Genomic DNA, 13,424 nt, shown 5'->3' on the forward strand with positions numbered 1-13,424 from the left:
GTCGTGCCAGTTCCGTTTTGGTTTGTCAGGTCTGTACTTTTCACTTGAAACTCACAGTTTTAAAGTATCAAATTTTGAGCCAGACCAATTTATCTTTGGGTATGAAGATCAGAGAAATCATCCATCATCTTGAAATGATTGCGCCACCGGCGCTCCAGGAATCTTATGATAACTCCGGGCTGATCACGGGCGACGCCTTTCTTGATTGCACCGGGGTATTGATATCACTGGATGCGACCGAAGAAGTGGTGCTTGAGGCGGTTTCCCGGGGCTGTAACCTGGTAATCTCTCACCATCCGATAGTCTTTTCAGGATTGAAGAAACTAACGGGCAGAAATTATGTGGAGAATACGGTAATCACTGCCATCAGGCATAATATTACCCTTTATGCCATTCATACAAACCTCGATAACGTAAGCATAGGCGTAAGTGGTAAGATGGCTGATCTGCTTCAGCTGGGCAACCGCCGGATCCTTCAGCCGAAACCAGGCCTGTTAAAAAAGTTATACACATTTGTGCCTCATGCCCAGCTGCAGCAGGTCAGTACAGCACTTTTTGCAGCGGGAGCCGGGCACATCGGCGACTACAGTGAATGCAGTTATACGGTAGCTGGTACCGGTACCTATCTTCCCGGCGAGGGTACTAACCCATATGCGGGTAAACAGGGCACGCGGCATGAAGAGCCTGAGACCCGTCTCGAAGTCATTTACCCGGTATGGCTGGAGTCGCAGGTCATTGCTGCACTAAGGGCAAGTCACCCATACGAGGAAGTGGCATTCGACCTTGTATCTCTCAGTAATGTTCATGAAGCTGTGGGGTCGGGAATGATCGGTGAGCTTCCGGCCGAAGTCACCGAGTCGGATTTCCTGGAACTCCTGAAAACGGTGTTTGGGCTGAAAGTGGTACGTCATACGCCGTTTACCGGCAGGATGGTCAGGTCAGTAGCCCTCTGTGGTGGTGCAGGTAGTTTTTTGGTTTCCAGGGCCTTACAATTGAATGCAGATGTATATATAACAGGCGACATAAAATACCATGAGTTCTTTGACGCGGACGGAAGGATGCTGCTGGCGGACATCGGTCATTTCGAGAGCGAGCAGTTTACGGTGGATCTGCTATATGATATTTTGGCGGAAAAATTTCCTACCTTTGCCGTCTTCAAAACGGGGGTAAATACCAACCCGGTGAAGTATTATATCTAATTTCAAAAACATATATGGCAACTGTTAAAGACTTTTCGGTTGAAGAAAAACTGGTTTCTCTGGTATCCTTACAGAAGATCGAATCAAAGATCGATGAATTCCAGATCCTGAAAGGAGAATTGCCGATTGAAGTGAGTGACCTGGAGGATGAAATACAAGGACTGAATTCCCGCCAGACCAGGATAGAGGAGGAGATCAATGGTATCAATGAATTCATTAACCAGAAGAAAGAATCCATTAAAGAAGCAGATGCCCTCATCAAGAAATACGAAAAGCAAAGCACGAATGTAAAAAACAGCCGTGAGTTTGAAGCGATCACCAAAGAGATTGAAATGCAGCAGCTGGAAGTAAAGCTGGCTGAAAAGCATATTAAGGATGCGAATGAAGAGATAGCGGAAAAAGTAGTAGGACTGGAAAAAGCAAAGAAAGCGATCGCCACTAAAGATGGTGTATTGAAGCATAAGAAAGATGAGCTTGAGAAGATCATCGCCACAACTGACACTGAAGAAAAGCATTTCAATAAACTGGCTGCGGAAGCACGCGAGAAAGTTGATCCGCGCCTGCTGCTTTCATATGACCGTATCCGTGGAAATTATCGCAACGGTCTTGCTGTTGTTCCTGTGGTAAGGGATGCCTGCGGCGGATGCTTCAACGCAATTCCTCCCCAGCGCCAGAGCGAGATCAAGCAGCGTAAAAAAATCATTGTTTGCGAGAACTGCGGACGTATTCTCGTGGATAATGACCTTAACGATGGTGTTGAAGTGAAATAATATCCAGATTTATAATACTGATGAAGATCCCGGCCGGTGCCGGGATTTTTATTTACAGTAAAAACACGGAATTTATCAACGTGTGGACAGGGCATTTGGCAAATGCCTAAATTGCCGCATCATTATAGATTATGTTGCAGGAACTGCATATTAGAAATTATGCGATCATAGAAGAACTGGTGATCCGTTTTGATGCGGGGTTGAATATCATTACGGGAGAAACAGGAGCTGGTAAGTCTATCCTGATGGGCGCGCTTTCGCTTATACTTGGTGAAAGGGCAGACAGCAATGTGGTGCTTAACAAAGAGAAGAAGTGTTTTGTCGAAGGCGTTTTCAGTGTGTCACAACAGGAAGCGGTAAGCAGGTTCCTGGAAGATAATGACCTGGATGTTACTACTGAGCTGGTGATCCGGCGGGAAATCGCTTCTTCAGGCAAATCACGGGCCTTCGTAAACGATACCCCGGTCACGCTTACACAACTGCAGGAACTTTCCGTAAAGCTGGTTGACCTTCATCGCCAGTTTGATACATTATCGCTGGGAGAAACCGGCTTCCAGCTTGCAGTGATGGATGCCATGGCAGGAAATGAATCCCTGCTGGCTCAATACAGGAAATCTTTCCGCCAATGGCAGGAGATCCAGCGCGAGCTTAGTTCGCTTATGGGTCGTATCAGCAGCGATAAGAAAGAACAGGACTATTTCCAGTTCCTGTATAACGAACTTGAGGATGCTGCTTTCCGGGAGAATGAGCTGGAAGACCTTGAAGCCGAACTGAAGCTGCTCAGCAGCGCCGAAGGTATTAAGGCGGCACTTGCAGGGATATATGAGCAATTGCAGGGACAGGAACCTGCCATCGTTCAACAACTGAAGATCCTTTCACATCAGTTGCAGCCATTCGGTGATCAGCATCCTAAAATTGCTGAACTCCTGGAACGCCTACATGCGGCCCATGTTGAGTTGGATGACATAGCGGATGAAGCCAGCCACCTGTCTGATAAGACAGGTCATGATAGTGCGCGGATAGAACAGGTTAATGAACGGCTTGCAGCGGGCTATAAGCTATTGAAAAAGCATGGTGTAAAGACGACGGCGGAGTTGTTGCAACTGAAGCAGGAGTTATCCGGAAAGCTGGAGGCGATTGAAGTGCTGGATGAAAAAGCAGCAGAATTGCAGGCCAGGCTAGGAGCAGCCGAGACTGCCATGACTGAACTTGCTGATCGCCTTGGCAATGCACGTAAGAAACAGGTTTCTCCGCTGGAAAAACAGGTTAACAGCCTGCTGGCCAGGGTTGGGATGCCCAATGCTTCCATCAAGGTTCACCTTGAAAAATCAGCTCCCTCAATTTCCGGTAGTGACGACATTGACTTTCTCTTTGATGCGAATAAAAGCAAACAATATGCGCCCTTACGGAAAGTGGCGTCAGGCGGAGAACTAAGCAGGTTGATGCTGTGTATAAAATCACTGGTAGCAAACAGGATGGACCTTCCCACCCTGATTTTTGATGAAATCGATACCGGCATTTCCGGAGAAGCCAGTCGCCAGGTAGGCCTGATCATGAAAGAGCTTGCTCATGCGCGCCAGGTGATCTGTATCACCCATCAGCCACAGATTGCAGGTCGCGCCGATCTTCATTTATTCGTATATAAGCAATCCCTGGGATCGGTAATAAACACCAACATCAGGATCCTGGATAAGGAAGAACGCATACAGGCAATTGCACAAATGCTGGGAGGGGAGAAACCAACAGCAGCTGCTCTTGAAAATGCAAGGGAAATGGTAATGAACTAAATCCCTATTTTCGCAGCCAACTCAAACTATTAATATGGGATACAATTTACTTAAAGGCAAACGCGGCATCATAACCGGCGCATTGGATGAAAATTCAATTGCCTGGAAAGTTGCGGAGAAAGCGCATGAAGAAGGTGCGACATTTGTCCTGACCAATGCTCCGATTGCCATGAGAATGGGTGAAATCAAAAAATTAGCTGAAAAGACCGGGGCAGAGATCATCCCCGCAGATGCTACCAATAACGATGAACTGGCTAACCTGTTTACAAAGTCTCAGGAAGTCCTTGGCGGTAAGATTGACTTCGTTCTGCATTCTATCGGGATGAGTGTGAATATCCGTAAGAATATCCCATATACTGAACTTAATTATGAATACTTCCAGAAGGGCATCGATGTATCCGCTTTGTCACTGCATAAGATGCTGGCAGTTGCAAAAAAGCTTGATGCCATCAATGAATGGGGGAGCGTGGTAGCATTAACCTATATGGCTGCACAGCGGACCTATCCCTTCTATACCGATATGGCTGATATTAAAGCGATGCTCGAATCTATCGCCCGCAGTTTCGGTTATCACTATGGAAAAGAAAAGAATGTTAGGATCAATACTGTTTCCCAATCGCCCACTAAAACAACGGCCGGCACGGGGATCAAAGGATTTGGTGACTTCTACGATTATGCGAATGCCATTGCGCCGTTGGGAAATGCAACTGCAGAGGATTGCGCGAACTATTGTATCACCCTGTTTTCTGATCTTACCCGTATGGTGACGATGCAGAACCTGTTTCATGACGGCGGTTACTCAACTACAGGTGTAAGCATGGAAGTGATGACGAGCCTGGGGATAGAAAAAGAAAATTAAAAAAATATAAAGTAGGCATAAAAAAGCGTTCCACCAGGGAACGCTTTTTTAGTTTGGAAAACTACCGGGGGAGTGCTCACAATGAAAAAGGACCCCCATTGGAGGCCCTTTCTATAAATTTCTTATTGGCTATGGCATTAACATCCGTGTGTCCCACTGTCGCACGCTCACTTTTCCTATTTAACTTTCGAATTTTTCCTTACTAATACTCATCCTCATTAAAGAAGAAGTCTTCCTGGGAGGGATAATCGGGCCAAATGTCGTCAATCCCTTCATATATCTCTCCTTCGTCTTCCAGTTCCTGCAGGTTTTCCACCACTTCTATTGGTGCACCGCTACGGATGGCGTAATCGATCAACTCGTCTTTAGTTGCAGGCCATGGTGCGTCTTCCAGATAGGATGCCAATTCAAGAGTCCAGAACATCTATACAGATTTTAAATTTCCGGCAAATGTAGGGGTTAAAACGAAATTTCCAAATCCTTTCGGCTAACAACGCTTAATATTGCTGCTTCGTATACAGGAATAATCAATTAGTTACATGCTCCAGGCTACAGGTATTCGTAAACAATTTGGTAATCTACAGGTGCTGAAAGGGGTGGATATCCGTATTGAGGCAGGGGAAATCGTAAGTATCGTCGGTTCGTCAGGAGCCGGGAAGAGCACCCTTTTGCACATTCTCGGTACGCTCGACAAAGCTGACAGTGGCACCATCTCACTCAATAATACCGCCATTAACGGAATGACGGATCGCCAGCTCGCGGCTTTCCGCAACCAGTTTATTGGTTTCGTATTCCAGTTTCACCACCTGCTGCCCGAGTTTACTGCGGTGGAGAATGTTTGTATTCCCGGATGGATAGCAAACAGGCCCAAACAGGAGGTGGAACAGCGGGCAATCCAATTGCTGGAACACCTTGGACTGAAGGAAAGGGCGGGAAACAAGCCCCAGGAACTGTCCGGCGGAGAGCAGCAAAGGGTTGCCGTGGCAAGGGCACTGATCAATAACCCGCGGATCATTTTTGCCGATGAGCCGACTGGTAACCTCGACTCAAGAAACGCAAGGGAATTGCATGAACTTTTCTTCCGCCTGCGCAAAGAATTCAACCAGACCTTTCTCATCGTTACCCACAATGAAGAACTTGCGCAGATGAGCGATCGCGTACTGCACATGAAAGATGGCCTTATTACAAACGGAAGCTAGCTGGTGCGGGGTTTCCAGGGGATTTCCCCGGCACCCAGCAGATGACCGGTGTAGCGGGATAAAACGAAAAGATAATCGCTCAGCCTGTTCAGGTATTTTATGACCAGGGGATCGACAAATATTGATTCCTGTTGCATGTGAACACACAGGCGTTCGGCCCTTCTGCAAATACACCTGGCGATGTGTAGTGATGAAACGGCCATATGCCCTCCTGGCAGGATGAAGGCCTTCATTCTTGGCAACACTTCATTCATCCTGTCAATTTCATTCTCAAGAATGGTAACGTCACTTTCCTTAAGGTCAGGAATTTTCATGAGCGGTTCACGGTCAGGGTCACAGGCCAGGGAGGAACCGATGGTAAACAGGCGATCCTGGATCTCTTTAAGCATTTCCTTTGAAGCAGCATCAGAGAGCTGATCATTGCAGAAACCCACATACGAATTGAGTTCGTCAACCGTACCGTATGTCTCTATACGAATATGGCTTTTCGGGACTTTTGTACCTCCGATAAGGGAAGTGTTCCCTGTATCGCCTGTTTTGGTATAAATTTTTAATGCCATATAACCTTAATGTACAACAGCCAGGCTGGGCTGGAGGTTTTTCTTGTCGGTTTCTATAAGCCCGTCACGAAGACGAACAATGCGGTGCGCGTGATTGGCAATATCTTCTTCATGCGTTACAAGAACGACAGTATTCCCTGCCTGCTGGATCTTCCCAAATATGTCCATGATCTCCACAGATGTTCTTGAGTCAAGGTTACCAGTCGGCTCATCGGCGAGAATAATGGATGGATTGTTTACCAACGCCCGGGCAATGGCTACCCGCTGACACTGTCCACCACTTAGCTCATTCGGTTTATGGTGGCTCCTGTCGGCCAGCCCCACCTTGTTCAGGACTTCCAGCGCCCATTCATGACGCAGCTTTTTTGCCATGCCTGCGTATACCAGGGGCAGCGCCACATTTTCAGCTGCCGTCAGCCTTGGTAGCAGGTTGAATTGCTGGAAAACGAACCCTATTTCCTTATTTCTCACATTGGCAAGGTCATCATCTGCCATCTTGCTGACATCATGCCCGTTCAAGATATACTTGCCGGCAGTAGGGGAGTCGAGACAGCCCAGGATGTTCATCAGGGTACTTTTACCGGACCCCGAAGGTCCCATGAGCGCCACATACTCATTCCGGGAAATATCTATGGTTATGCCTTTCAGCACCGGAATGGCCTGCTTTCCCATGTAATAACTCTTGTGGATCTGGTGTAGGTGTATGATCGGTTGACTCATATTATTTTTTGATCACTTTGGGAACATAAAAATACTTACCGTCAGTATCCGGTGCAATCTTCATCGCGTCTTCCCTTCCCATCGATCCTTTGATTTCGTCGTCCCGCAATACATCCCTGGTTCCGGACATGTGCAGCAACGGTTCCACTCCGGTGGTATCCAGTTCCTGCAGTTTTTCGACAAAGCCGATCATCCGGGCCAGGTCTTCCCTGATCTGAATGGTATCCGCCTCATCGAATTCCAGCCTTGCCAGGCTGGCCAGTTGCCGGATCATATCATTAGTAAGTTCCATGGTATCAACAAAAATAATGGAAATGAATGGGTTTTAAAGGAGCTTCTTATCTTCGCCGCTCTATGGAAAATGGAAAGAAGGAAGTTGTAATGAGCGGGATCCGGAGTACCGGATTTTTACACCTCGGAAATTATTTCGGGGCAATCCGCAATTATGTAAGAATGCAGGATGAATATGAGTGTTATTTTATGGTTGCTGATGTACACTCACTGACAACACATCCTGATACAAAAGAACTGAAACCAAATGTTCACCGCGTGCTTGCGGAGAATGTTGCGTGTGGACTGGATCCTGAAAAAGTCGCGCTCTATTGCCAGAGCCATCTTTATGAAACAGGTGAATTGTATATGTACCTGAATATGCTGGCATATAAAGGCGAGTTGGAAAAGACGACTACTTTTAAGGACAAGGCAAGGCAGCACCCTGAAAACGTAAATGCGGGACTACTGACTTATCCCGTTTTACAGGCTGCTGATATCCTTCTTCACCGGGCGACACTGGTGCCTGTTGGAAAAGACCAGGAGCAACACCTGGAAATGAGCCGGAATTTTGCCAACCGCTTCAATCACCGGTACGGTGATGTATTTCCAGAACCTTATGCCTTTAACTTCGGCGAGCAACTGATTAAAGTTCCCAGCCTTGATGGGAAGGGGAAAATGAGTAAAAGTGAAAATCAGTATGCTACGATTTACCTTTCTGATGAAGACGATATGATCAGGAAGAAGATCATGAAAGCAAAAACTGATGCGGGACCGACAGAACCTGGTACGCCTATGCCGGACTATATTGAGAATATTTTCCTTCTCATGAAACTGGTGAGCAGCAATGAGGTGTTAGATAAATTCCTGGACGATTATAACAGAGCTGTTATCCGTTATGGTGATATGAAAAAGCAACTGGCTGAAGATATGGTTGTGTTTGTACGGCCAATCCGCGAAAAAGCCGAAGCCATTCGCAATGATCAGAAGTACCTGAGGGATATTATGGAAGCCGGGGCAGAAAAGGCAAGAAAAAGAGCAGCCGAAACAATGGAAAAAGTAAGGGAAGCAATTGGATTGAAATACTATTAATTTGCCTAATTATGTCCAAAGGAAAGAAACCAAAACATATTGCGGTGGCTGGCAATATCGGTGCCGGTAAAACCACGCTCACTGAATTGCTAAGCAAACACTATAAATGGATTCCCCAGTTTGAAGATGTCGATCATAATCCCTACCTGAACGATTTCTATGAGGATATGCCCAGGTGGAGTTTTAACCTGCAGATATTTTTTCTGAACAGCAGGTTGAACCAGATCCTCGATATTCATCGTGGTACAGAGACCGTGATACAGGATCGGACGATTTATGAAGATGCGCACATTTTTGCTCCCAACCTGCATGAAATGCAATTGATGAGCAAACGTGATTACGACAACTATTTTTTGTTCTTTCAGACCCTGAAAACAATGGTTCAGCCGCCGGATCTTCTCATTTACCTGCAGGCTTCCGTTCCGACACTTGTCGGCCAGATTCAGAAGCGTGGCAGGGAATATGAAGAGAATATCAGGCTGGATTACCTTAAGCGCCTGAACGATTTTTACAACAAGTGGATCGCCTCATATAATGAAGGACCGCTTTTGGTAATTGACGTCGACAAGAACAAGTTCGCAGAAAAGGAAGAAGACCTTGGTGATATCATTCGTAAAGTTGATGCGCAACTGTACGGCCTGTTCTGACCAGATACCGTTAAAGCACTCTACCTCACGATCTCCCCGTATACTAGCTTAGCATCTGTAAACAGTATGCATGCCGGTTACGGGGAGATTTACGTTATGCCTGCTGCCTGAAGGGGGCGAAAGAAACGTAATAATTTTAAATCACTGAGTTATGGAATCGTGTTGCGTAGACCAAAAAGCTTTGTTTGTTCAATTAACAGAGGTTGAAATGCAGGACATAAATGGTGGTGAAGCACAGCCATTTGACCTGTTTACTTATGCCTCTGGTGCGTTACAAAGTATCTGGGAACTCTCAAAGCAGGCGGCTGAATTTCAGTCCTCGCTTTCGTCCAGTCTCAAAAAGTAATTAGTCCGGACCGGCAACTGCCGGTCCTTTCAAATTAGCGGAATGGAAGATGTGTTTGAACAACAGCGACTACTATCCGGACAACCGCCGGCATACATAAGGCGATTGTACATACTCGTTATAATATTGCTTACCGGGGTAATCTTATCTATGTTTTTTATAACAGTTGATGTAGTCGCGATATTTCCGGCGATTACCCGACAGAATGGGGAAACAATACCAATCCATTCGAGGAAACCCGGAATTATAGATTCGATCTATATCAGCAATGGTGACAGCATATCTGCCGGTGATAAAATTGCGAAGCTTCACGATGCTGTCTCCCGGAAGACAATACTTACGCTTAGAAAGGCATCTGAAGATCTCAAATTGCAGATCGGACGTTTGGAAATTCTTGGAGTCTTTGCTTCTCAATATCCCGTTACGCCCGGTGAAGTGAACGTTAAGAAAAGCGATAGGCAATACCAATTGTTTATGGCAAACCATTCTGCGTGGAATGTGAAATTGAAGAAGGCCGAAGCCGATCTGGAACTCACCAGGGTGTTGTGCCACGACAATATTGTCGCTCCTGCTGAGCTGGCTGCAGCGGAGAGTAAGTTCCAGGAAATTAATACAGCTTTCAAAGCTTTTATCAGCGGGCAGGTTGCGGCCTGGGAAAAAGAGCGGCAATTACTTTCCGAACGTTTATGGAAGCTGGAAATGGACATCTTTAACGCAGAGGAAGAATATAAAAGTCATTACATACACTCACCAGTAGCAGGAGTAGTGACCGGGCTGAAACGTCGCGTGGAAAATGATAACATAGCCATAGAAGATGTTTTTTGTTTTGTATCTCCATTCGATTCTCTCGTCATTGAATCTTATGTTACGCCGTCTGCAATTGCATTTCTCTCTCCGGGGCAACCGGTATATTATTCTTTCAATATTGCCGGCGCAGATCATTTGAATATAGCACCCGGCAGGATCGTAGTCGTAAGTCCGGTTATGGAGTGGAATAGCAGCCAGCCGGTTTACCGCGTGTTGTCATCGCCACCGGATAATAATGGTGATGAAATAAAAGATTTCCACCTGGTAGCCGGTGTGACGCTCAAGTCCCGGTTCCTGGTTACAGAAAGAAAACTGTGGCAGTTGGTAATCGGCCGGTTTCGTCAATACACACAACCAATCCCGGTCATCAAATAGAGTTTAAATGGCAAGAGTCAGGGCAGTCAGACAACAGGATGGTTCTGACTGTGGACCAGCATGCCTGGCATGTATACTCGGATTTTATGGATTCAGAATCCCTGTGTCAAGGGTAAGGCGCCATACATGGACTACGGCTACCGGAACAAGTATTTCGGGTCTGGTACGGGCAGCTGGGATCTTTGGGTTGACAGGAAAGGCAGTGAAAGGCAGTCCTGAAGCTTTAATGTCGATGACGGTGCCGGCTATTGCCCACATCCGGAGGAGCGACAATAGCAATCATTTCGTGGTTATAGTGAAATCAGGGCGTAAAGAAATTAAGTATATGGATCCGGCGTCCGGCAGGTTTCATTTTGTGAGAAAAGAAATTTTTGCAGAAATCTGGACTGGAATCCTCGTCATGTTTTCTCCTTCTGTTGATTTCCGCGAGGGAGATGAACGATTGCCGGTTTCCAGGATCTGGTATAGTTTGATCCTTCAACAGAAAAGTAATCTTTTGCTGATGATGGCAGGTGCACTGTTATATTCAACAGTGGGATTTTCGACGGTCATTTATGTACAGAAATTATTTGACCTGGTTATCGGGAACGCTGATTTTCATCTGTTGCATATTTCAGGGTTTGTCATGATCGTAGTCCTGATATTGCAGGCATTTATTGGTTTGATCCGTAATATGCTCGGCGTGTATGTTGGAAAGGTTCTGGACACCAGGCTGTTTGCCGCCTGTTTCAGGAAGTTAACTGCCATGCCGCAACAAGTATTTGAGAGTTTCAGAACTGGTGACCTGCTAAACAGGATTGGCGATGCGATGAAGATCCGTATTGCGTTGAATGAGTTCCTGGTGAATATACTGCTGAATTTATCCATCGTTTTATTCAGTATTGCCGGATGCCTTTTTTATAACTGGAAACTTGCCCTTATTGTTATCTCCATGTTACCGGTTTTTATTCTGCTGTATGCAATAAGCAGCATCACTAACCGAAAGCTGCTTGTAAAACAGTTGGCGGCCTCGGCAAAACTCGAGTCGGACATCACAGAAAGCCTGCACAACATGCATACTATTCGCTCGCTGAACCTCGGAAATATTTTTGCTGACAGGGTTAATGAGAGCTTTTTCCGGTTCCTGCAATTGACCGGTGTTTCAAACAGGTTTAATCTCCTTATTTCTGCCATAGCTGATTTCGCCAATAAAGTCTCGTTAGTCATAATACTGTGGTGTGGGGCATACCTTGTAATGATTCAGGATCTTACAGCAGGAGAACTGCTTTCTTTTTACACATTGGCAGGTATGCTGGCCAGTCCTTTCGTTATGCTTGTCAGCTCCGGCAGGATTATCCAGGATGCAAGAGTTGCAACTGAAAGACTATTTGCAGCCGTGGAAGATGGTAATGAGCAAGAGGAAACAATTGCGATGACACCGGAATTGGTTGACGATATCAGGTTTTCTGATGTTGTTTTCCGGTATGGTGCGGGAAAACCTGTATTTGATCATTTGAATTTAATTTTGAGGAAGGGCGAGTGTACTGGCATTACCGGTATGAGTGGTAGTGGCAAGTCAACACTGGTCAGTCTCATCATGGGCCTGAATTCTCCTGAAAGCGGGAACATTTATATAGGCCCATATCCCATCAGGCATATAGATAAAAGTAGTATCCGGTCTGTGGTAGGAATAGTACCACAAAAGATTGAGCTTTTCTCAGGCAGCATACTTGAAAACATTACCCTGGGAGATCCGGATCCCGATCCTGCACTTGTGATCAGGATTTGCTGTCTCCTGGGCGCTTCGGATTTTATCGAATCATTTCCTTCGGGCTTTATGCACCAGGTAGGTGAGGGTGGTGCAAACCTTTCCGGAGGCCAGCGTCAACTTATTTCTATTGCCAGGACTTTATACCGCGACCCACAGATCGTGATCTTTGATGAAGCCACATCGAACCTTGACAATAAAACAGGCAAAAGAATCCAGGACCTGATCAGTCATCTCCGGTCAATAGGAAAAACGGTTATTGTCATTGCTCACAGGCACGATATTCTGCAGTATTGTGATCGTATTCATGTGATCAGGGAAGGGAAGTTATCGGCATCCGGCGATTATTACACATTGTGGGAGAATGATGGCGATCACGGATAAGCTGCGAATTTTGAAAGTGATTTTAATTCTTCTTCAATCTTTTCCTGCCAGATCAGTTGTTGTGATGCATCTCTCGAATAGTTTGTTTCCTTGTCATACTGCTGCTGAAAAGCAGCCTGTTGGCTACCGATTTTCTGGTATATGTCCATTACATCACGATCAACTGAGCCTTCTGAGAAGCGATATTCAGACAGTGCTTTGTGAAGTTTTCGGGTGAACAATTGCGATATATCAAAATGTCCCTGTTCATGAGCAAGAATACGGACAGATTTCACTTTTGTCCATGATTTTTCCGGATAAAATACGCATTGCAGGTTATAGGTAAGGGCTTTGTTGTCGTAGCCGAAACTAATCAGGATGGAAGTGCTTGTGAGGGCTGCATTCGGGGCACTCGCAACCGGTTGACCTTTAAAGTCGCCCCACTGCAATTGGCGTCGCTGTCGCCAATTGATACTTTCTTTTTCCGCTGCACCAGGGTCTGCATTTGGGTGCGCAGATGGGATAAGCAGAAAACTCTGGATAATTAGCAGGTAGCCAACAATAAACATAGGGGAATATTTACTGTACAAAGATGATGGTTAGTCCATTTTGCTTTATGCAAAGTATTGCTAAAAAAATTCCGCCCCGTGAACGGGGCGGACTGCAAGCAACGTTGAGACCGA

15 protein-coding genes are annotated in these 13,424 nt (G+C 46.0%); 10 read left to right on the forward strand and 5 right to left on the reverse strand.

Annotated elements, in window-relative coordinates; all coding sequences use genetic code 11:
* Positions 1 to 101 precede the first annotated feature (101 nt).
* From OI18_RS04565 to OI18_RS04580, 4 genes are all read left to right on the forward strand, one after another.
* Positions 102 to 1,199 (forward strand): Nif3-like dinuclear metal center hexameric protein, encoded by a 1,098-nt coding sequence (locus OI18_RS04565; RefSeq protein ID WP_039137592.1) that lies wholly within the window; start codon positions 102 to 104, stop codon positions 1,197 to 1,199.
* Between the two features lie 14 nt (positions 1,200 to 1,213).
* On the forward strand, positions 1,214 to 1,969 hold the full coding sequence (locus OI18_RS04570; protein ID WP_039137594.1) for a zinc ribbon domain-containing protein: 756 nt from the start codon (positions 1,214 to 1,216) through the stop codon (positions 1,967 to 1,969).
* A 131-nt stretch (positions 1,970 to 2,100) separates the two neighbouring features.
* Positions 2,101 to 3,756 (forward strand): DNA repair protein RecN, encoded by a 1,656-nt coding sequence (recN, locus tag OI18_RS04575; RefSeq protein ID WP_039137598.1) that lies wholly within the window; start codon positions 2,101 to 2,103, stop codon positions 3,754 to 3,756.
* 34 nt (positions 3,757 to 3,790) lie between these two features.
* Positions 3,791 to 4,615, forward strand: a complete 825-nt coding sequence (locus tag OI18_RS04580) for an enoyl-ACP reductase FabI (RefSeq protein WP_039137600.1) — start codon at positions 3,791 to 3,793, stop codon at positions 4,613 to 4,615.
* A 202-nt stretch (positions 4,616 to 4,817) separates the two neighbouring features.
* On the opposite strand, the gene OI18_RS04585 is transcribed toward OI18_RS04580, so the two are convergent.
* Positions 4,818 to 5,039, reverse strand: coding sequence for a DUF2795 domain-containing protein (locus tag OI18_RS04585; protein ID WP_039131553.1), 222 nt, complete (start codon positions 5,037 to 5,039; stop codon positions 4,818 to 4,820).
* Positions 5,040 to 5,154: 115 nt separating this feature from the next.
* Between OI18_RS04585 and OI18_RS04590 the strand changes: the two genes are divergently transcribed.
* On the forward strand, positions 5,155 to 5,814 hold the full coding sequence (locus OI18_RS04590; protein WP_039137606.1) for an ABC transporter ATP-binding protein: 660 nt from the start codon (positions 5,155 to 5,157) through the stop codon (positions 5,812 to 5,814).
* Here OI18_RS04590 and OI18_RS04595 read toward each other — a convergent pair.
* The 3 genes from OI18_RS04595 to gatC are packed head-to-tail and all read right to left on the reverse strand — an operon-like array spanning position 5,811 to position 7,386.
* Entirely contained in the window at positions 5,811 to 6,374 is a 564-nt protein-coding gene (locus tag OI18_RS04595; RefSeq protein ID WP_039137608.1) for a cob(I)yrinic acid a,c-diamide adenosyltransferase, read from the reverse strand. The two genes, OI18_RS04590 and OI18_RS04595, sit on opposite strands and share 4 nt — an antisense overlap.
* 6 nt (positions 6,375 to 6,380) lie before the next feature.
* Positions 6,381 to 7,094, reverse strand: coding sequence for an ABC transporter ATP-binding protein (locus OI18_RS04600; protein ID WP_039137609.1), 714 nt, complete (start codon positions 7,092 to 7,094; stop codon positions 6,381 to 6,383).
* Position 7,095: 1 nt separating this feature from the next.
* Positions 7,096 to 7,386: an Asp-tRNA(Asn)/Glu-tRNA(Gln) amidotransferase subunit GatC gene (gene gatC, locus OI18_RS04605; protein ID WP_039137610.1), complete on the reverse strand. Its 291-nt coding sequence runs from the start codon at positions 7,384 to 7,386 to the stop codon at positions 7,096 to 7,098.
* 26 nt (positions 7,387 to 7,412) lie between these two features.
* On the opposite strand from gatC, the gene trpS reads away from it, so the two are divergent.
* The 5 genes from trpS (at position 7,413) to OI18_RS04630 (ending at position 12,762) form a co-directional block, all read left to right on the forward strand.
* Entirely contained in the window at positions 7,413 to 8,456 is a 1,044-nt protein-coding gene (trpS, locus tag OI18_RS04610; protein ID WP_240312721.1) for a tryptophan--tRNA ligase, read from the forward strand.
* 11 nt (positions 8,457 to 8,467) lie between these two features.
* Positions 8,468 to 9,103 carry a deoxynucleoside kinase gene (locus tag OI18_RS04615; RefSeq protein ID WP_039137614.1) on the forward strand — a complete coding sequence of 212 codons (636 nt, stop codon included), beginning with the start codon at positions 8,468 to 8,470 and terminating at the stop codon, positions 9,101 to 9,103.
* A gap of 208 nt (positions 9,104 to 9,311) precedes the next feature.
* On the forward strand, positions 9,312 to 9,449 hold the full coding sequence (locus tag OI18_RS24645) for a hypothetical protein (protein ID WP_160290194.1): 138 nt from the start codon (positions 9,312 to 9,314) through the stop codon (positions 9,447 to 9,449).
* A gap of 42 nt (positions 9,450 to 9,491) precedes the next feature.
* Positions 9,492 to 10,631, forward strand: coding sequence for an HlyD family secretion protein (locus tag OI18_RS04625; protein ID WP_082037856.1), 1,140 nt, complete (start codon positions 9,492 to 9,494; stop codon positions 10,629 to 10,631).
* 7 nt (positions 10,632 to 10,638) lie between these two features.
* Positions 10,639 to 12,762: a peptidase domain-containing ABC transporter gene (locus tag OI18_RS04630; RefSeq protein ID WP_072038954.1), complete on the forward strand. Its 2,124-nt coding sequence runs from the start codon at positions 10,639 to 10,641 to the stop codon at positions 12,760 to 12,762.
* Here OI18_RS04630 and OI18_RS04635 read toward each other — a convergent pair.
* On the reverse strand, positions 12,753 to 13,310 hold the full coding sequence (locus tag OI18_RS04635) for a DUF922 domain-containing protein (protein WP_039137621.1): 558 nt from the start codon (positions 13,308 to 13,310) through the stop codon (positions 12,753 to 12,755). The genes OI18_RS04630 and OI18_RS04635 overlap by 10 nt on opposite strands.
* Positions 13,311 to 13,424: the final 114 nt, after the last annotated feature.

Source organism: Flavihumibacter solisilvae (genome assembly GCF_000814475.1).
Classification (GTDB): domain Bacteria; phylum Bacteroidota; class Bacteroidia; order Chitinophagales; family Chitinophagaceae; genus Flavihumibacter; species Flavihumibacter solisilvae.

Coding starts and splice junctions, on each gene's coding strand:
- OI18_RS04565 (WP_039137592.1), top strand. CDS start 102: ATGAAGATCAGAGAAATCATCCATCATCTTGAAATGATTGCGCCACCG.
- OI18_RS04570 (WP_039137594.1), top strand. CDS start 1,214: ATGGCAACTGTTAAAGACTTTTCGGTTGAAGAAAAACTGGTTTCTCTG.
- recN (WP_039137598.1), top strand. CDS start 2,101: ATGTTGCAGGAACTGCATATTAGAAATTATGCGATCATAGAAGAACTG.
- OI18_RS04580 (WP_039137600.1), top strand. CDS start 3,791: ATGGGATACAATTTACTTAAAGGCAAACGCGGCATCATAACCGGCGCA.
- OI18_RS04585 (WP_039131553.1), bottom strand. CDS start 5,039: ATGTTCTGGACTCTTGAATTGGCATCCTATCTGGAAGACGCACCATGG.
- OI18_RS04590 (WP_039137606.1), top strand. CDS start 5,155: ATGCTCCAGGCTACAGGTATTCGTAAACAATTTGGTAATCTACAGGTG.
- OI18_RS04595 (WP_039137608.1), bottom strand. CDS start 6,374: ATGGCATTAAAAATTTATACCAAAACAGGCGATACAGGGAACACTTCC.
- OI18_RS04600 (WP_039137609.1), bottom strand. CDS start 7,094: ATGAGTCAACCGATCATACACCTACACCAGATCCACAAGAGTTATTAC.
- gatC (WP_039137610.1), bottom strand. CDS start 7,386: ATGGAACTTACTAATGATATGATCCGGCAACTGGCCAGCCTGGCAAGG.
- trpS (WP_240312721.1), top strand. CDS start 7,413: ATGGGTTTTAAAGGAGCTTCTTATCTTCGCCGCTCTATGGAAAATGGA.
- OI18_RS04615 (WP_039137614.1), top strand. CDS start 8,468: ATGTCCAAAGGAAAGAAACCAAAACATATTGCGGTGGCTGGCAATATC.
- OI18_RS24645 (WP_160290194.1), top strand. CDS start 9,312: ATGCAGGACATAAATGGTGGTGAAGCACAGCCATTTGACCTGTTTACT.
- OI18_RS04625 (WP_082037856.1), top strand. CDS start 9,492: ATGGAAGATGTGTTTGAACAACAGCGACTACTATCCGGACAACCGCCG.
- OI18_RS04630 (WP_072038954.1), top strand. CDS start 10,639: ATGGCAAGAGTCAGGGCAGTCAGACAACAGGATGGTTCTGACTGTGGA.
- OI18_RS04635 (WP_039137621.1), bottom strand. CDS start 13,310: ATGTTTATTGTTGGCTACCTGCTAATTATCCAGAGTTTTCTGCTTATC.